This window comes from Pseudomonas sp. JDS08PS003 (genome assembly GCF_045013505.1).
Lineage (GTDB): Bacteria > Pseudomonadota > Gammaproteobacteria > Pseudomonadales > Pseudomonadaceae > Aquipseudomonas > Aquipseudomonas protegens_B.
In genome coordinates, this window is record NZ_CP120724.1 from 6,243,445 (window position 1) to 6,262,279 (window position 18,835).

General features: G+C 60.3%; 15 protein-coding genes. 8 read left to right on the plus strand and 7 right to left on the minus strand.

The features are described 5' to 3' along the window. Positions 1-70: 70 nt before the first annotated feature. Complete coding sequence (locus P7C00_RS27855; RefSeq protein ID WP_016967028.1) at positions 71-412, plus strand: zinc ribbon domain-containing protein YjdM; 342 nt, start codon at positions 71-73, stop codon at positions 410-412. A 203-nt stretch (positions 413-615) separates the two neighbouring features. After that, positions 616-885 (plus strand): hypothetical protein, encoded by a 270-nt coding sequence (locus P7C00_RS27860; RefSeq protein ID WP_123724468.1) that lies wholly within the window; start codon positions 616-618, stop codon positions 883-885. An 89-nt stretch (positions 886-974) separates the two neighbouring features. Here P7C00_RS27860 and P7C00_RS27865 read toward each other — a convergent pair whose 3' ends face one another. The 3 genes from P7C00_RS27865 to P7C00_RS27875 form a co-directional block, all read right to left on the minus strand. Next, positions 975-1,592 (minus strand): FKBP-type peptidyl-prolyl cis-trans isomerase, encoded by a 618-nt coding sequence (locus tag P7C00_RS27865; RefSeq protein ID WP_404937701.1) that lies wholly within the window; start codon positions 1,590-1,592, stop codon positions 975-977. Positions 1,593-1,702: 110 nt separating this feature from the next. Then, a complete protein-coding gene (locus tag P7C00_RS27870) occupies positions 1,703-2,026 on the minus strand; it encodes a DUF6482 family protein (protein WP_346635986.1) in 324 nt (107 codons plus the stop codon). Between the two features lie 133 nt (positions 2,027-2,159). After that, entirely contained in the window at positions 2,160-2,648 is a 489-nt protein-coding gene (locus tag P7C00_RS27875) for a TIGR00645 family protein (protein WP_015637095.1), read from the minus strand. A gap of 161 nt (positions 2,649-2,809) precedes the next feature. On the opposite strand from P7C00_RS27875, the gene P7C00_RS27880 reads away from it, so the two are divergent. Then, positions 2,810-4,639, plus strand: coding sequence for a hypothetical protein (locus tag P7C00_RS27880; protein ID WP_346635985.1), 1,830 nt, complete (start codon positions 2,810-2,812; stop codon positions 4,637-4,639). Positions 4,640-4,642: 3 nt separating this feature from the next. Here P7C00_RS27880 and P7C00_RS27885 read toward each other — a convergent pair whose 3' ends face one another. Together P7C00_RS27885 and P7C00_RS27890 are read right to left on the minus strand one after the other, a co-directional pair. After that, the gene (locus P7C00_RS27885; RefSeq protein ID WP_123724465.1) at positions 4,643-4,984 is read right to left on the minus strand and encodes a hypothetical protein; all 342 of its coding nucleotides are present in this window, start codon (positions 4,982-4,984) and stop codon (positions 4,643-4,645) included. Positions 4,985-5,197: 213 nt separating this feature from the next. Further along, entirely contained in the window at positions 5,198-7,636 is a 2,439-nt protein-coding gene (locus P7C00_RS27890) for an AAA family ATPase (RefSeq protein WP_346635984.1), read from the minus strand. 277 nt (positions 7,637-7,913) lie between these two features. Here P7C00_RS27890 and P7C00_RS27895 point away from each other — a divergent pair, with 277 nt between their 5' ends. The 4 genes from P7C00_RS27895 to P7C00_RS27910 all read left to right on the plus strand — a co-directional run bounded on the left by P7C00_RS27895 (position 7,914) and on the right by P7C00_RS27910 (position 11,369). After that, positions 7,914-8,402 (plus strand): DUF3015 domain-containing protein, encoded by a 489-nt coding sequence (locus P7C00_RS27895; RefSeq protein ID WP_011063564.1) that lies wholly within the window; start codon positions 7,914-7,916, stop codon positions 8,400-8,402. 93 nt (positions 8,403-8,495) lie between these two features. Next, positions 8,496-10,349, plus strand: a complete 1,854-nt coding sequence (locus tag P7C00_RS27900; RefSeq protein WP_346635983.1) for a DUF4105 domain-containing protein — start codon at positions 8,496-8,498, stop codon at positions 10,347-10,349. A gap of 99 nt (positions 10,350-10,448) precedes the next feature. Next, a complete protein-coding gene (locus tag P7C00_RS27905; protein ID WP_346635982.1) occupies positions 10,449-10,805 on the plus strand; it encodes a hypothetical protein in 357 nt (118 codons plus the stop codon). A gap of 72 nt (positions 10,806-10,877) precedes the next feature. Further along, complete coding sequence (locus P7C00_RS27910; RefSeq protein ID WP_346635981.1) at positions 10,878-11,369, plus strand: GreA/GreB family elongation factor; 492 nt, start codon at positions 10,878-10,880, stop codon at positions 11,367-11,369. Positions 11,370-11,375: 6 nt separating this feature from the next. Here P7C00_RS27910 and gdhA read toward each other — a convergent pair whose 3' ends face one another. Together gdhA and ettA are read right to left on the minus strand one after the other, a co-directional pair. After that, a complete protein-coding gene (gdhA, locus tag P7C00_RS27915; RefSeq protein ID WP_346635980.1) occupies positions 11,376-12,713 on the minus strand; it encodes an NADP-specific glutamate dehydrogenase in 1,338 nt (445 codons plus the stop codon). A 324-nt stretch (positions 12,714-13,037) separates the two neighbouring features. After that, the gene (ettA, locus tag P7C00_RS27920; protein ID WP_011063569.1) at positions 13,038-14,702 is read right to left on the minus strand and encodes an energy-dependent translational throttle protein EttA; all 1,665 of its coding nucleotides are present in this window, start codon (positions 14,700-14,702) and stop codon (positions 13,038-13,040) included. Positions 14,703-14,984: 282 nt separating this feature from the next. Here ettA and P7C00_RS27925 point away from each other — a divergent pair, with 282 nt between their 5' ends. After that, positions 14,985-18,833, plus strand: a complete 3,849-nt coding sequence (locus tag P7C00_RS27925; protein ID WP_404937702.1) for an EAL domain-containing protein — start codon at positions 14,985-14,987, stop codon at positions 18,831-18,833. The last annotated feature ends 2 nt before the right edge of the window (positions 18,834-18,835 follow it).

An 18,835-nucleotide genomic window follows, 5' to 3' on the forward strand; every position in this document is an offset into this window, starting at 1 on the left:
TACGCCCCCCTCCCCAACAAAACCCTATACAATGTGCGCTTTTTAGCCATCCTGACTTTGAGGAGCTTAAGTGAGCACTTTGCCACCCTGCCCAAAATGCAATTCCGAATACACCTACGAGGACGGCACCCAGCTGATCTGCCCTGAGTGCGCCCACGAGTGGTCCGCCAGTGGCGAAGCCGAGGCCGCATCCGATGAAGCCGTGAAAAAAGATTCAGTGGGCAATGTGCTGCAAGACGGCGACACCATCACAGTCATCAAGGACCTCAAGGTCAAGGGCACGTCCCTGGTGGTCAAGGTCGGCACCAAGGTCAAGAACATCCGCCTGTGCGATGGCGACCACGACATCGACTGCAAGATCGATGGCATCGGCCCGATGAAGCTCAAATCCGAGTTCGTCCGCAAAGTGTGATGCCTACCCCCTCTCGCGCCCGCCGCGAGAGGGTCCCCCCCAATCCCCCCGCCCCACTTGATCCAAGCACTTGCTAGCACAAAGCCAGTCGATTTGATCGAAAACAATTTCTACACAGAAAAAGACAGAAACCGCCAATAGGCACTTGCTATTCATTGAATAAGAATTATTCTCATTGAACCCCATTCAAGGAGATAACGACCATGACTTATTTGATTGATGCCTGGCTGGACCGCCCACACCCTTACCTGCGAATCCTGCATCGGGAAACCGGGGAAGTCTGTGCGGTACTGGAAGAGGAAGCCCTGAGCGAGCTGCAGGACCAGGGAGATCTGGACCTGAACGGCTTGAGCTCCAGCGAACCGCTGGTACTCAAGGAATTGGTGCGCAACCTGTTTTTGTTCTGCTACGCCAGAGCCTTGCGGCCGACCGGAACCGATGGCCACAGCCTGAGCGCAAAGATCCGTCTATGAAACCCAAGCCGATGAAGGGGCAAGCTAACTGGCGATGAACAAAGTGCAATGCGCTACCGTCATCGCCAGCTGGCTGGCTCCTACACAGGTTACAGAACGTCCAGCAGCTCGACGTCGAACACCAGAACGCTGTGCGGCGGGATGCTGCCCACGCCTTGTGCGCCGTAAGCCAGTTCGCTCGGCACGTACAGACGCCACTTGCTACCGGCGTTCATCAGTTGCAGCGCTTCGGTCCAGCCAGCGATCACGCCGCCTACCGGGAATTCAGCAGGTTGGCCGCGCTCGTAGGAGCTGTCGAATACAGTGCCGTCGATCAGGGTGCCGTGGTAGTGAGTACGCACGCTATCTTCACGAGATGGCTTGGCGCCATCGCCCTGGGTCAGCACTTCGAATTGCAGGCCGGAAGCCAGAGTGGTGATGCCTTCACGCTTGGCGTTTTCTGCCAGGAAGGCCAGACCGGCACCTGCAGCAGCTTCGGCTTTGGCAGCGGCTTCAGCCTGCATGATTTCGCGGATGACCTTGAAGCTCGCGGACATCTCTTCCTGACCCACACGGCTTGGCTCACCGACGAAAGCATCAGTCAGACCCGCGAGGATCGCGTCCAGGCTCACGCCCGGTGGAGGGTTGTCGCGCAGTTGGTCGCCCAACTGACGGCCAATGCCGTAGCTGACGCGGGTTTCGTCGGTGGACAGATTTACTTCGGACATGACACTGCTCCGCTGTGCGGACGGCTCGGGAAAGGCCGCAGGAACACAGCGCCTCCCGGAGCGCCCGGAATCAAAAGGGCGAGCAGACTAGCACAGAAGCCCGGCACGGATCATCGCCGTACAGGGCCTTCCCCCCCCGAGTGCAAGGTGATGGGCACTTTCAGGCTTTCCTCGACACCCGCGGACAAACCACACATCTCGTCATGCACTGAGGTGTGAATCAGGTTGAACGGCAACCTGGGAAAGGACTGCAGGACTTCACGGGCATGCTCCACAGAGCGCAGATGAAACATCTGGCCCTGGGCATCACTCAGAGGATAAGCCGCCCCATGCATGCGCGCCTCAAGCAGATAGATCCCGCCCTCCAGAGAGATCAGGTTCAATTCGTCGACCTTTCCGGCAATAGCGTAGGCATTCATTTCCTGCAGGTTCATGAGCGCACCTCGTGCTTTTACAGCCCTGACAGCTACAGGCATATGCCCCAGCCAGGAAAAGCACAAGCCACAAACAACGCCGCCCGTCCGTTTCGCAACGGCCGGGCGGCATTCAATCAAACAGCGGGACCTGTCAGTGCTTGGTCAGCTTGTCCAGGTAACCCATGGCAAACGCCGAAATCACGAACGTCATGTGAATCACCACGTACCACAACAGGTATTCGGTGGGGGTGTTCTTGGCGTCCATGAACACTCGCAACAGGTGGATCGACGAAATCGCCACGATGGACGCGGCCACCTTCATCTTCAACGACGACGAATCCATCTTGCCCAGCCAGCTGAGCTTCTCCTTGTCTTCGTCGATGTCCAGTTGCGACACGAAGTTCTCATAACCGGAGATCATCACCATCACCAGCAGGCCACCCACCAGCGCCATGTCGATCAACGACAACAGCACCAGGATCAGGTCGGACTCAGCCATGGAAAACACATTGGGAATGACGTGGAAGACTTCCTGGAAGAACTTCAATGCCAGTGCCAGCAGGCCCAGGGACAAACCGAAGTAGATCGGCGCCAGCAGCCAGCGTGAGGCATACATTGCATTTTCGATAAAACGTTCCATTGAATCTCGCACCCGGTGTAAAAACGGCGGCGAGTATATCAGCGCCCGAAAACCCCATAAACCACAGACAATCACCTGACCCACGGGTTTTTCCGGTGGTTTTTTCTGCTAGTGTCGAAGCCATTGCTAACGCTCACCGACATTGGACAGGAAGACTGGAAATGGATGTGCGATTGCCTTTGGCCAGTGTCGGCCTTGGTCTGGCGCTGCTGATCAGCGGCTGTTCCCCCAGCGACGAAAAGAAACAGGCGAGCCTCGAAGAGAAAACCGCACAGTTTGAACAGTCGCTGGATGCCATCCAGGACCCTAAGCTCAAGGACGCCATCGCCGATCTTGGCGGCTCCCTTCTGCTGCTGGAACGGGCACAGCTCAAGCTCGACAGCAAGCCACTGGAAACCGAATACGGCGACGACAGCCTGGCCCTGCTCAAGCACTACCCCACCGCCCAAGCTCTGGTGGACACCTACGTCAACGGTCTGTTCGTACTGCGCAAATCCTCCAGCTCCGACTATTTGACCGATCTGCAGCCAGTCTTCCCCTTCAGCTTCAACATGCCCGCACAGTTCCCGTTTCCCCACGGCCTGGAATGGCAGTCGGTGACCCTCAGCAACAAAAAAGTCATCCCCTTCCAACCCGAATGGTCAGAGACCGATCCGGGTATCCAGCTAAGCCCTTCCAGCTCCAACCTGACCAATCCGGATGACTTGACCATCACCTACCCCTTCATCGAGGGCCTGGAGGTGGACAACAAGAACCAACCGCAGCCGGTTTCCCTGCAAGGCAAGCTGGAGGTGATAGCCCCAGGTCGGGTACTCGATTTTGAACTGACCAGGGCCGACATCGGCAAACCGCGCCAGGACGGCAATATCCGCCTGACCCTGTTGACACTGGACAGGAACGTCGCCGAGATCGAGCTGAGCAATAGCGCCCCCCTTCCCGAAGAAGCCAACGATGCTTCCCTCAATCCCTTGCTGACCCAGGCCCGCGACAGCAGTGGACAGATTCTTTCCCGCGCCGGCTCGATCAATGAAAGTGCCCAGCAGATTGCCTTCTACAGACAGCAGTTGGCCGAGATGCAAAAGCAGAAGGGGTGGAGCGAGGCATTCGAAAAACAACTGGAGGACGAGCAACAGGTCTTCGACCAACAACACACCAATCATTACGCCAAGGTGTATTTCAATGGCCTGGTGGATCGGCTGGAGGTCGCAGTACTGGATTTCTCCCAGGCCAGCGTGACGCGCAAGGACCTTGACCTGCCGGTACATCGTTTCGACCGCAATACCACCGACAGGAATATTCAACCGCTGCCAATGCCGGTGGTGGTCTATGACGATCAAGCCACCCACTACCTCAAGGGCGCACAGCTGGACGAAGAGTCACTGAAAAAATCCGTGACCATCAGCCAGTCGGTGGAAGATGCCAGCGCGGCGCGTATCGAGTTCAGCCATCCACGAACCTTCAATGACGAGTTGCTGGGCTCGGAGTTCAGCACCAGCAATACCCCGCTGACCTTCTTCACCCAGAACGAGAAGGGCCAGAGGGGCGAACCGATCGAACTGCCGGACGAAGCCTTCGACATCGATCCATTGCGGAGCGTCATCACCTACGACCTCAACCTTTTTCCGGAAACCCCCGCCTACGCCGTGGGCTCCATTCCTCTGTTCCTGGCCACCATCGAGAAGAGCAGCATCAACGCTCAACAGCTGCCCAAAGGCCTCGAACTCAAGGGCAACGCCTTGATCGTCGATCAGAAACTCTTTCCCGCTGACGCCTGGCGCTTCTATGCCAAGGACGCCAGCGGCCAATACTTGAAGGAGATTCTTGCAAGTAGCCATAGCGCCTCGGCCGACGGTCCGGCCTTGTTCGATGTGCACTACTTCTACGGCCAGCCCAGCCAATTGGAAAGCTACACCCGCAGCGAGCTCGACACTGTGGAATACGGCTTCGAGGTCAAACTCGAAAAAGCCGAGTCGGCGCCTCCGGCCCCCTAGGGATCAGTGTTCGGGATGGAACTGGAAATCACCGGCATTGCGTCCCCGCTCACCATTGATCTGACGTAACTGGGCCTGCAGATGCAGGCACCAGATCTGTGGATCATCGGCCAGCTGATAGCCGTGGGTGGTCAGGCTTTCAACAATCGAATCAAGGATCGACTCCGCCACCACAGGCCCACAGAACGGGCCCTGGGATTTGATCGCTGAGGGTTGTTCACCCGCCATTCCGGCGGCGAAGAGAAGGGTCCACATACCGTTGTCCCCCGCCAGTGGGCGGACGCTGCATTCGATACGGGTGACCAGGCCAAGGCATTGGCGGGTGAGGCAAAGGTTGCGCGACATGGCGGCGACCCTCGGTAGAACCACTGTTCAGCCTTCAGTAGAGGGCTGTTTCGATCCAGCGACGACTGTCGTTCTCCTTGCCCTGAGAATAGAAGAAAAGCCTGATAAACAAAGTTGACCGATCCAACAGGCGCCGAATGGTCTATTTTGAGAAATTGGCGTCAGCCCCCTGACGCCACTGGCGAGGATCAGTGCCCTCGCCAGCAGCCACCGTCACGCCGGCTTGGTCTCTGTCAGAGCCTCTTGCGCCAGTTCCTTTTCCGCTTCTTTCAGGTCTTCTTCGCTGATCATCTCGGCAATGACCCGCAGGCGCTCCACCACCCGCGCGTTGACGCTGCCTTCGGGGAACTGCCCTTCGGCATCCGGTTCACCAGCCGGCTCGCCCACCAGCAGGCTCAGGGCCTCATCAGCCTGACGCACCGCGTACACGTGGAACTTTCCGGCACGTACTGCCTGCAGCACCTTCTCGTCAAGCATCAGAGTGGCGACGTTGGCCTGGGGAATGATCGCGCCCTGCTCTCCCGTCAAGCCACGGGCTTCGCACAGGCGGAAGAAGCCTTCGATCTTCTCGTTGACCCCGCCCACGGCCTGCACCTCACCGAACTGGTTGATCGAGCCGGTGATGGCGAAACACTGTTTGAGCGGAGTTTTCGACAGCGCCGAAATCAACGTGCAGGCCTCCCCCAGGGAAGCACTGTCGCCGTCCACATAACCATAGGACTGCTCAAGGGCAATGCTCGCGGAAATCGCCAGGGGGAACTCCTGGGCATAGCGACTGCCCAGGTAACCGGTCAGGATCATCACCCCCTTGGAGTGGATGGGCTGGCCAAGATTGACCTCACGCTCGATGTCGACGATGCCACTGCCACCGGGGTAGACCGTGGCGGAAATCCGCGCCGGCACGCCGAACGCCGAATCCCCCACTTCCAGTACAGTCAGGCCGTTGCACTTGCCCACGGCGGCACCATCGGTGTCGATGAGAATGATGCCGGCCAGCATGTCATCGAGAATCCGCGCCGATACCCGACCGGTACGAGTGGCCTTGGCCTTCAGCGCCCTTTCGATATGCCCGGCGTCAGTCATCTCGTCGGAAGCCAGGTGGCGGATGAAGTCGGCCTCGCTGACCAATTGAAACAGGTCGCCGATCCGCGCCGACAGACGCCCCTGGTGCTCTGCAAGACGCGCACTGTAAGTGGCCAGGCGCGCTACCGCATCAGCGGTCAGCGGGGCCATGCCCTCCTCCGAGGTGCGGGTTTTCAGCAACTGGGCAAATTGCTCCAGGCTTTCATCCACCATCGGGATGTCTTCGTCGAAGTCCACCAGCACCCGAAACATTTCCTGGAAGTCCGGATCCAGGTCCTGCAGCGTGTAATACAGCTGGCGAGCACCAATGATGATGACCTTGACCTGCAGCGGAATCATCTGCGGCGTCAGGGTCACGGTGGCCAGACGACCCATCTCGCCCAGGGGCGACTCCATCTTCAGCTTACGCGACTGCAAGGCGCGCTTGAGGGCGTCCCAGACAAAGGGTTCGCTGAGCATCTTCTCGGCTTCCAGGATCAGGAAGCCGCCATTGGCTCGATGCAGTGCACCGGGACGCAACTGCCGGTACGTGGTGTAGAGCGCGCCCTGGTCGGTGCTGTACTCGATCCGGCCGAACAGGTTGTCGTAGGTCGGATGAGGCTCGAACACCACCGGAGCGCCGCCACTGGCCGGGTGGCCCACCACCAGGCTTGGGCAGTACTGCTCTTCCAACAACTTGCGTGCCACCGCATCGGTCTTGCTGTCGTCAACCAGTTGCTCGACCACAGTCTTCAGCAGATAGACCTGCATGGCTTGCAAGTAACCGCAGACCGCAGCGTTCTCGGCGTACTTCTCGGACAGTGGCGCCAGCAACGGCTGCAGAGCCAGGGTGATGGTTTCTTCATTGAGCTGACGCAGTTGGTTGCTCGACTCGCGCTTCCACTGCGGCAAGCTCGCCAGCTCTTCATTAAGGCGCTCTTCCAGAGCGGAAATATCCTCGTGAAAACGCTCGCGATCAGCCTCCGGCAGTTGGGCGAACTCGGCTTCGTCCAGGGCCTTGCCATCGAGCATCGGGGTAAAGGCGATATTGCTGCTGTCGCGGTACAGCGCCACATCCTTTTCCAGGGCCAGGCGCTCGATCACGTCCAGCGCGCGGTCATAACGCTGGTTGAAGGCGCGGTCGATGGCGCTCTTCTTCTGCTGATAGGACGGATGCTCGAAGACTGCCGGGAACGTCGCCAGCAGGTTATCGATCAAACCGTTGATGTCGCTGATGAAACTGCCCGCGGCACCGGCCGGCAGTTCCAGCGCCCGAGGCTCCCGGGGCTCGTCGAAATTGTTGACATAGACCCAGTCAGACGGGGTCTGCAGGCGCTTGCCTTCAGCCTTCAGATAGCGCTTTACGAAAGAGAAGCGTCCCGTGCCCGGTTCACCCATGACAAACACGTTGTAACCGGGGCGTGGCATGGCGACGCCGAACTGCAAGGCTTCGACCGCACGTTCCTGGCCAAGCACACCGCGAAAGGGCTCCAAATCATTGGTGGTCGAGAAGCTGAACTGTTCAGCAGAAAAAGGGCGGGTCAGCGCTTCAGGCGCAAGACGCAGGCTGGCAGCAACAGGATCAGGCATCGGGCTTCCTTACATCAGGCGGGGCAGATGGCGGCATTCTGGCGCCGGGTATGCCCGGCTGGCAAGGCGCGCCTCAGGGGAAAGCATAGACAAGGCGGATGCAGCTACCCGTCCCATGTAAAACCAGCTGTTTCAGGCATTGTTTTGTAAAATTCTACGGAACCCATGGAACATGCCTAAACTCCAAACTGCGCGGCTGGATAGATAACCGGCCCACTGGCGCCCCTAAGGGCCAGTCTCCCCCGTCCATTGGTATGCACACAAAGAGAACAACGCTATGAAACGGATTCTTCTCGGTACTCTTTTCACCGCTGTATCCCTCAACGCCATGGCACAAGCACCCGGCGGTCCGGATTGCGGTTGGGGCAACATGCTGTTCGAAGGTCAGCGTGGCACTCCAGCGCACTTCCTGGCGTCCACCACCAACGGCACCTCCGGCAACGCGACCTTCGGCATGACTTCCGGCACCAACGGCTGCTCCACCAATGCGTCACTGACTTACGGTGGTAAATCCTGGTTCGCCATGAACGGCATGATGAACGAGCTCTCCGAAGACATGGCCAAGGGGCAAGGCGAAGCCTTGACCACCTACGCCGTGGTACTCGGTGTCGCTCCTGAAGACCGTGCGCACTTTGCTGCGGTCACCCACGAACACTTCCAACAGATCTTCAGCAAGGCTGACGTGACCGCGGAAGATGTGCACACCAATACCCTGGCCGTGTTGAAGAACGATGCGCGCCTGGCGAAATACGCCACTCCGGCTTAAGCTCGACCCGCCCGCTCCCCCCCGGGGAGCGGGTTTTGTCTTCTGGACCTTGCCCATCTTGGGTCTTTGTATTTCCGACTTAAGTTGCCCACCATGCTCAAACGCCTTGCCTATCTGGCGCTCTTTGTCTGCGCCCCGCTGTATGCCGCGCCCCACATCGATCCCCAACGTTTGCAGCAACTGGCCAATGACCCGTTCTGGATTTCCATCGGACACTATGAAACCTCCAAACTGGGCGGCTGGCGCAGTTATGTCAGTGATCCGAAGTTCTTTCTCGCAGCCGATGGCGCCCACCATCCCGATGCAGAGCTGAGCGCGACTCTGAACGCCCTGTACGCTGCCCCCGATGCCGGTGACCGGCATGCGCAGTGCGTCTATCCGTCCCGCACCCGCTGGCTCAAGACGCAACTGGGGCTGAACGACTTGCCCCAGGTTCAATGCACCGAATTCAAACAATGGTTCAAGGATGTCTCGCCCCACAGCACCGTGATGATTTTCCCCGCGGCCTACCTCAACAGCCCATCCTCGATGTTCGGCCATACCCTGCTACGCATCGACCAGGCCGACGTGCAAAGCAACAACACGGCCCTGCTCAGCTACGCGATCAACTTCGGTGCCTATATCGAAGGTTCGGACAACAGCATCCTCTACGCCTGGAAAGGCCTGATGGGCGGCTACCCCGGACTGTTCGCCCTGGTGCCCTACCAAGAGAAGCTGTCGGAGTACCGCAGCCTGGAAAACCGCGACCTGTGGGAGTACCGCCTGAACCTGACGCAAGTTGAAACCGAGCGCATGGTGGAGCACGTCTGGGAACTCAAGCAGATCAAGTTCGACTACTTCTTCTTCGACGAGAACTGCTCCTACCGCCTGCTGGAGTTGCTACAGGTCGCCAGGCCCAGCCTGCGCCTGACCGGACAATTCCCCTTGACCGCCATTCCCACCGATACGGTGAAGGCGGTCAAGGACGCCGGGCTGGTGGAGCGCATCGACTATCGCCCTTCCCGGGAGCGGGAGCTGCTCAGCCGCGCCCAGCCCCTGAGCCACGACGAACAGCAATGGGTACTCAAGGTCAGCGCCGATCAGAAACAACTGCAGGGCGCCGAGTTCAAGGCCCTGCCTCGGGCTCGCCAGGCCTTGATCGTCGACGCTGCCTACCGTCTTGAGCGTTACCGGGCCAACGGGCTGGAGCGCGATACCGAGCGCTCCCAGCGCAGCTTCGAACTGTTGCGGGCGATCAACCAGAACCCCGCGCCGGAACTGCAGATCGAACGCCCCGGCCTGCCGGAAGACGGTCACCAGTCCCGTACCTGGCAACTGGGGCTAGGGACCCGGGACGACAAGGCCTTTGCCGAATACGGCCTGCGCATGGCGTACCACGACCTCAACGACAACGCCGAGGGCTTCCCACTGGGGGCGCAGATCGAAATCCTGCAGATGAAGCTGCGCCAGTACGAAGGCAACCACTGGCAGTTGCAGCAACTGGACCTGGCGACCATCCGCTCCCTGACTCCACGCAACGAACTGCTGCAACCCTGGTCCTGGCAAGTCACTGGCGGCCTGGAGCGGGTGCCTGGCAAGCATGACGATGAAACCCTGGTCAGCCACGTCAATGGCGGCGCTGGCGGTACCTGGCAGTTGGGCGAGGACACCCTGGGGTTTGTCCTGGGCACCGTTCGGGTAGAACACAACGCCGATTTCGCCGGGTTCATCGCTCCGGCGGCGGGCTTCAACTCAGGGCTGCTGTGGAAGAACCCCCTGGGCAACTTCAGCCTCGAAGCCAAGGGCGACTACTTCACCAACGGCGAAGTCCGCCGCAGCCTGAGCCTCAACCAGCAATGGGAACTGTCCCGCAACCTGGGCCTGCGCCTGAGCGCACAGCGCGAGTTCAGCCAGCTGGCTACCCCGGTCAACGAAGTCATGCTCGAACTCAAGTGGTATCACTATTAAGGGCTGCTGGGAGCTTCAAGCTGCTAGCGACAAGGTTTTCACGCGTCGCTGACACTCGTCCTTCTAGACTTCACTCAGGTGAAGCCTGGGAGTTACTCGATGTGGCGTTATGGTTGGGCAGTGCTGGCACTGGCACTCATCGGTGGTTGTGAGTCAAACCACGAGTATTTGCTCAAGCAAGGCTATCCGCCGGCCTTTGTCGACGGGTTCGACGCTGGCTGCGTCAGCGGCCGTCAAGCGGCAGGATCGATGAGCGGGGAGTATCGCAAGGACGTTCCGCGCTACCTCAAGGACCCGCAGTATGCCGAGGGCTGGAACGATGGTTTCCGCCAGTGCCAGGGCATGCTGGAGAACCAGGACCGCAATGAGTACCGGGAACGTCACTGGGACGAACGGGAGCGCGCCTGGCAGCAGGAGAAGGACCGTGACGCGGCTCGAGCCTATCGCTCGCAATAAGTCGTTTTCAGCTAACCGCCCGGGTCAAAAGCCTGCAACCATGGTCCATCCCTCCCTTGAAGGAGAACAACCATGAGCCGCGCTTTCGTCAATGAAGATCTGGCCGCTGCCCAGGTCGAGCAACCCGTGGAACGTCAGATCAGCACCCTGCCCAACTACGTCACCCCCCTGGGTCTTGCCGAATTGCAGGCCAAGGTGGCAGAACTGCACAGCCAGCATTCGACACAAACCGACTTGGGTGACGCCGCAGATCAGCAGCAGGTGGCGGAGCTGGAACGGGACCTGCGCTATTTTTCGTCGCGCCTGCACAGCGCCCAGGTGGTCAATGCGAGCACCTGCGACAAGGTGCAGATCGGCAGTCGGGTGACCTTCGCTGATGAACAGGATCAACAGCAGAGCGTGCAGCTGGTCGGTGAGGATCAAGCCGATGCAGCCAGGGGGCTGATCAATTGGGCCTCGCCCCTGGGCCGTGCCCTGTTGGGGGCGCAACCCGGTGACGAAGTCCTGTGGCAACGGCCGGCAGGGGATCAGTTGATCGAAATCATCCGGATCGAACTGGCCTGAGACGACTCAGACCACGCCCTGGGCCAGCATGGCATCGGCAACCTTGACGAAGCCGGCGATGTTCGCCCCTTTGACGTAGTTGATCCGACCGTTCTCTTCGCCGTAATGCACGCAGGCATGGTGGATCGACTGCATGATGGCGTGCAGCTTGCTGTCCACCTCACCGGCAGTCCATAGCAGGCGCATGGCGTTCTGCGACATCTCCAGCCCGCTCACCGCCACTCCGCCGGCATTGGATGCCTTGCCCGGAGCAAACAGGATGCCGGCGTCGATAAAGATATCCACAGCTTCCAGGGTGGTGGGCATGTTGGCGCCTTCGGCAACACAGATGCAGCCGTTGCGCAGCAAGCTGCGGGCGGCATCGGCATCCAGTTCGTTCTGTGTGGCGCACGGCAGGGCGATGTCGCAGGCCAGGTCCCACGGCGTCTTACCGGCACGGAACTCCAGGCCGAAGCGGCTTGCCAGCTCGCTGATCCGCCCCCGGGTGACGTTCTTCAGCTCCAGCACCGCCAGCCATTGTTCTTCGCTCAAGCCTGACTCGCAGTACAAGGTGCCCTCGGAATCGGACAGGGAAATCACCTTGCCCCCCAGATCCATGACCTTGCGCGCCGCATATTGCGCCACATTGCCGGAGCCGGAGATCGCCACGCGCTTGCCCTCGACCCGGTCGCCACGACGTTTGAGCATCTCCTCGGCGAAGTACACGCAACCGAAACCTGTGGCCTCCGGGCGGATCAGGCTGCCGCCATAGCTGATGCCCTTGCCGGTCAGCACCGAAGTGAACTGGTTGCTCAGGCGCTTGTACTGACCGAAGAGGAAACCGATTTCCCGGGCCCCCACACCAATGTCTCCCGCCGGCACGTCCACGTCGGCACCGATATGCCGATACAGCTCGGTCATGAAGGCCTGGCAGAAGCGCATCACCTCGGCGTCGCTCTTGCCTTTGGGGTTGAAGTCCGAGCCACCCTTGCCGCCGCCCATGGGCAGGGACGTCAGGGAATTCTTGAAGGTCTGCTCGAAGGCGAGGAATTTCAGCACGCCCATGTTGACCGATGGATGGAACCGCAAGCCGCCCTTGTAGGGACCGATGGCGCTGTTCATCTGGATGCGGAAGCCGCGATTGACCCGGACCTTGCCCTGATCGTCGACCCAGGACACGCGAAACACCACTGTGCGCTCCGGTTCGCAGATTCGCTCGAGAATACCGGAGCTCAGGTAGTGCGGATTGGCCTCGAGAAATGGCCAGAGGCTGCGCAGAACCTCTTCCACCGCCTGATGAAACTCAGGTTGGTCCGGATCGCGCTTTTTCAGGCGGGCGAGGAAATCTTCGACGGATTCGATCATGGGAAGTCTCGGCAAATTTATTGTCGTTAAGGGGAGATTTGCCCCGGACTTTATCAATTCAAATCGCACCGCGACAGCGCAAAATGTCGCAGATCTGAATTTAAATGGTGCAATAAATATAAATGGCGACGATTTGCAGGGGTTTTGTGCACCGGTTTGGTGGAAAAAAATTCAGGGTTTGCACGTTTTTGGGGAGCAGCAGAAAACTCTTCGCCGGCAAGCCGGCTTCTACAGGAACGGTGCTGTTTTTGCAGGAACCGGCTCGCCGACGAACAAAAAAAACGGAGCCCGAGGGCTCCGTTTCGTTTTCAAGCAGCGACCCGGTCAGGCCAGCTTCTTGTGCCGCACACGGTGCGGTTGCGCAGCCGCTTCGCCCAGGCGTTTCTTGCGATCGGCTTCGTACTCGGTGTAGTTGCCTTCGAAGAACACTGCTTGTGAGTCGTCTTCATACGCCAGGATGTGAGTGGCCACCCGGTCCAGGAACCACCGATCGTGAGAGATCACAATGGCGGCGCCCGGGAAGTCCAGCAGGGCTTCTTCCAGGGAACGCAGGGTTTCAACGTCGAGGTCGTTGGACGGTTCGTCGAGCAGCAGGACGTTGCCGCCCTCTTTCAGGGTCAGGGCCAGATGCAGACGGCCGCGCTCGCCACCGGACAGATCCTTGACGAACTTCTGCTGATCGCCGCCCTTGAAGTTGAAACGACCGACGTAAGTGCGCGACGGAATCTCGTAGTTGCCGATGCGGATCTGGTCGGAACCGTCGGAAATCTGCTGGAACACGGTCTTGCTGCCGTCCAGGTCCTCACGGCTCTGATCCACGCAGGCAAGCTGCACGGTTTCACCGATTTCGATGCTGCCCGAATCCGGGGTTTCCTTGCCCATGAGCATGCGGAACAGGGTGGATTTACCAGCACCGTTACCGCCGATCACGCCGACGATGGCGCCTTTAGGCATGGAGAACGACAGGTTGTCGATCAGCACGCGATCGCCATAGCCCTTGGTGACGTTCTTGAACTCGATGACCTTGTCACCCAGGCGCGGACCGGCCGGGATGTAAATCTCGTTGGTTTCGCTGCGCTTCTGGAATTCCTGGGACTGCATTTCCTCGAAGCGTTGCAGACGAGCCTTGGATTTCGACTGGCGGGCCTTGGCGCCTTTGCGCACCCACTCCAGCTCTTCCTTCATGGCCTTTTCATGGGCCGACTGCTGCTTGGATTCCTGGGCCAGACGATCGGACTTGGCTTCCAGCCAACCCGAATAGTTGCCCTCGTAAGGAATACCGGCGCCGCGGTCGAGTTCGAGAATCCAGCCGGCGACGTTGTCCAGGAAGTAACGGTCGTGCGTGATCGCGACCACGGTGCCCGGGAAGTCGTGGAGGAAATGCTCCAGCCAGGCCACGGAGTCGGCGTCCAAGTGGTTGGTTGGCTCGTCGAGCAGCAGCATGTCCGGAGCGGACAGCAGCAGGCGGCACAGGGCCACACGACGCTTTTCACCACCGGACAGGTGCTCGACCTTGGCGTCCCAGGCCGGCAGGCGCAGGGCGTCGGCGGCCACTTCCAGCTGGCGCTCCAGGTTATGGCCGTCGCTGGCTTGCAGGATGGCTTCGAGCTTGGCTTGCTCGGCGGCCAGCTTGTCGAAATCGGCATCCGGCTCGGCGTAGGCCGCGTAGACCTCGTCCAGGCGAGCCTGGGCATCCTTGATCACGCTGACCGCTTCCTCGACCACTTCACGCACGGTCTTGGCTGGATCGAGCTGGGGTTCCTGAGGCAGGTAGCCGATGTTCAGGTCCGGCATCGGACGGGCTTCGCCTTCGAACTCGGTATCGACGCCGGCCATGATTTTCAGCAGCGTGGACTTACCCGAACCGTTGAGGCCCAATACGCCAATCTTGGCGCCGGGGAAAAAAGACAGAGAGATGTTTTTCAGGATTTCCCGCTTCGGTGGAACAACTTTGCCCAGCCGATGCATGGTGAAGACGTATTGAGCCATGGTGAACCTAGCGTCAGTGACAGATGAATAGAACGGGCCGGGCCCGGGCCAGGCCATGCGCTGCACCGGCATTGACCATGATCAATACCGGCGGGCGGAAAAAGCCTGATTGTCTGGAGCTGGAACGCTCCCGCGTAACCGGCAAAACTACCTCAATGCACGATCCAGGTCCAGCCAGGCGGGACTGGCACTTTGCCACAACTCAAGGCATGCTAGCCGCCCTTCGGGCGTCCGGCTTATAGTGCACGTCGCGCCAGCCCAGCCAAACCGCAGGATCACAGCTTGTCCAACGTCATTTCGCCACAGCCCGCGCGCGCTAAAGCCTCCGCGTCGGCCTATCCTTTGCGGGGCACACTCAAAGGCGCACTGGCTACCCTGGTGCTATTACTCCTGGCCCTGTTGTTCTGGCAGCTGCTCGATCAACTGCAGCAAACCCGCAAGGACCAGCGCCAGCACGCCATCGACTACAGCGCCGACCTGGCCGACCACCTGAGCCTGAACCTGGCGCTCAATGCCCAGATCGCCCTCAATCTGCTACCGATCGTCGAAGCCCCCCAAGACCGCCAGCAGCAACAGCAATTGCTGCAAAAGCTCCAGCGCTCCCTGCCGGACGTACGCAGTTTCGCCCTGCTGGACAGCCAGGGGCAGATCCTCAGCGACAGCGCCAGCGACAGCCAGGACACTCTCTGGCTCACCGAACTGGTCCAGCGCAGCCGTTCCCAGCGCTATTACTACAGCAATCCTGCCGACGGTTCAGTGGTGCATGTCTTGCTACACCAGGCCAGCGGCTCGACCCGCAGTTTCTGGATACTGCGCATGGCCCCCAGCTTCCTGCAGACCCTGGTGCGGCAAAGCGAGGAAGGTTTCAAACCGACCTGGGTGATCGAGAACCGCCTGAGCCGCCAGGTGATCAAGCGCGACGAACGCAGCACGCCGACCCCGGGCATGCTGGACCCCGACGAGATGGCCAGCAGTGTGCTGCTGGTGCCATTGAACAATAGCGACTGGCAACTGCGCGGGCTGTTCGACCAGCGTGCGGTGATCGAGGAGCTGCTGCCGGCCTTTATCGGCAAGTGCCTGCTGGGCCTGGCGTTCTCCCTGCTGCCGGTGATTGCCCTGCTCAACATGCGTCGGCGCCAACGCCAGCTCCACGAGGGCCGGCGACGCTATCAGGATATTTTCGAGGGCACAGGGGTGGCCCTCTGCGTTATGGATATCTCCGGGCTCCCGGACCTGCTCGGCAAATACCATTTACACAACAGCGACCAGCTCAAGCGCTGGCAGACCAGCCACCCGGACCACCGTCGCCAGTTGCTGGAAGAATTGCGCATCACCGAAGTCAATCAGGTGGCGCTGCGCCTGCTCAACGTCGAATCCAGCGACCAGGCCTGGCAACTGCTGATCGAAGGTTGCCCGAAGAACGGCAACGCCATCGGCGGCCAGTTACTGGAAGCCGTGGTCAACCAGCAGAAACAGCTGGAACTGGAGATCAAGCTCAGCGACGCCCAGGGCAATGACCAGCATCTATGGCTGGTGCTGCGCCTGCCGGAAGCGACAGAAGACTACAGCGCAGTGATCCTCAGCATCAGCGACATCACCAGTCGCAAGCTGATCGAGCTGTCGCTGCTGGAGCGCGAAGGTTTCTGGTCGGACGTAGTGCGCACCGTGCCCGATCACCTGTATGTGCAGGACGTGATCAGCCAACGGATGATCTTCAGCAACCACCACCTGGGCCAGACCCTCGGCTACAACAAGACCGAGCTGCACCAGATGGGCGAATATTTCTGGGAAATCCTCCTGCACCCGGAAGACGCCGACCTCTATCACCGCCTGCGCCAGGAACAGCGTCATTCGGCCTATGCCCAACTCCTGCAATGCCAACTGCGCTTCCGCCACCGCAGCGGCCAGTGGCGGCGCTTCGAGATCCGCGAGCAGGCCCTGGCCCGGGATCGCTACGACCAGGTGACGCGAATCATTGGCGTGGCCAAGGACATCACCGACCAGATTGAGGCCAGCGAATCCCTGCGCGACAGCGAACAGCGCTACCGCATGCTCGCCGAAAGCATCAGCGACGTGATCTTCTCCACTGACAACAAGCTGTCGCTGAACTACGTCAGCCCCTCGGTGCATGCGGTGCTCGGCTACGACGTGGAGTGGATTTTCCAGAATGGCTGGCAGTCCACCATCGCCAATCCACAGCAACTGGCCGGCATCTACACCCTGATGGACCGGGTCAGCAAAGCTCTGGACAAACCCGAGCAACTGGCGCAATTGCGCAGCCAGGTGCAGACCCAGCTGTTTCTGTTCGACTGCCTGCGGGCCGATGGGCGCAAGATTCCCATCGAACTGCGCCTGGTATTGGTGTGGGACGAGCATGGCGCCTTTGAGGGCGTACTCGGGGTCGGCCGCGATATCAGCCAGCAGCGCCGCGCGGAAAAAGACCTGCGCATGGCGGCCACGGTATTCGAACACTCGACCTCGGCGATCCTGATCACCGACCCCGCCGGCTACATCGTCCAGGCCAACGAAGCCTTCAGCCGGGTCAGCGGCTACGCGGTGTCCCAGGTGCTCGATCAGTTGCCGAACATGCTCACCGTCGACGACCAGCAAGAAGCCCACCTGCGTTATGTGCTCAAGCAGTTGAACCAGCACAGCACCTGGGAAGGCGAAGTCTGGCTCAAGCGCCGCAATGGCGAGCACTACCCGGCCTGGGTCGGCATCACTGCGGTGCTCGACGATGAAGGCGACCTGGCCAGCTACGTGTGCTTCTTCAGCGACATCAGCGAGCGCAAGGCCAGCGAACAGCGGATTCACCGCCTGGCCTACTACGACGCCCTGACCCACTTGCCCAACCGCACCCTGTTCCAGGACCGTCTGCACACTGCGCTGCAATCGGCAGAGCGGCAGAAGTCCTGGGTGGTGCTGATGTTCCTCGATCTGGACCGCTTCAAGCCGATCAACGACTCCCTGGGCCACGCCGCGGGCGATCGCATGCTCAAGGAAATGGCCACCCGCCTGCTGGGTTGCGTCGACGATGACGACACCGTGGCGCGCATGGGTGGTGACGAATTCACCCTGCTCTTGCAACCCCGCTCCAGCCGCGAGATTGCCCTGAACCGGGCCATCAATGTGGCCGAGAAGATCCTCGCCAGCCTGGTCAAGCCCTTCGTCCTGGAAGGCCGGGAATTCTTTGTCACCGCCAGTATCGGCATCGCCCTGAGCCCTCAGGACGGCAACGAACTGAGCCAGTTGATGAAGAACGCCGACACCGCGATGTACCACGCCAAGGAGCGCGGCAAGAACAACTTCCAGTTCTACCAGGCCGACATGAACGCCAGTGCCCTGGAGCGCCTGGAGCTGGAAAGCGACCTGCGCCACGCCCTGGAACAGGAAGAGTTCGTGCTTTATTACCAGCCACAGTTCAGCGGCGACGGCAAACGCCTGACCGGTGCCGAGGCGCTGCTGCGCTGGCGTCATCCGCGCCGCGGGCTGGTGCCGCCGGGCGACTTCATTCCGGTCCTGGAAGAACTGGGCCTGGTGGTGGATGTCGGCGACTGGGTGATCAGCGAAGCCTGCCGCCAGCTCAAGTCCTGGCACCAGGCCAAGGTGCGGGTACCGAAGGTCTCGGTGAACATTTCCGCACGGCAGTTCTCCGACGGCCAGTTGGGCATGCGCATCGCCACCATCCTCAAGGACACGGGGCTGCCACCGGCGTGCCTGGAACTGGAGCTCACCGAAAGTATCCTGATGCGCGAAGTCAGCGAGGCGATGCAGATCCTCGACGGCCTGAAAAACCTTGGCCTGAGCATCGCGGTGGACGACTTCGGCACAGGCTATTCATCGCTGAACTACCTCAAGCAGTTCCCCATCGACGTGCTGAAGATCGACCGCACCTTCGTCGACGGCCTGCCGTCCGGCGAGCAGGACGCGCAGATCGCCCGAGCCATTATCGCCATGGCCCACAGCCTGAACCTGGCGGTGATCGCCGAGGGCGTGGAAACTCATGAGCAGCTGGACTTCCTGCGTGAGCACGGCTGCGATGAAGTCCAGGGCTACCTGTTCGGCCGACCGATGCCGGCCAACCGCTTCGAAGCGCAATTCAGCAACGACGCCCTGTTCATGTTCGACTAAAT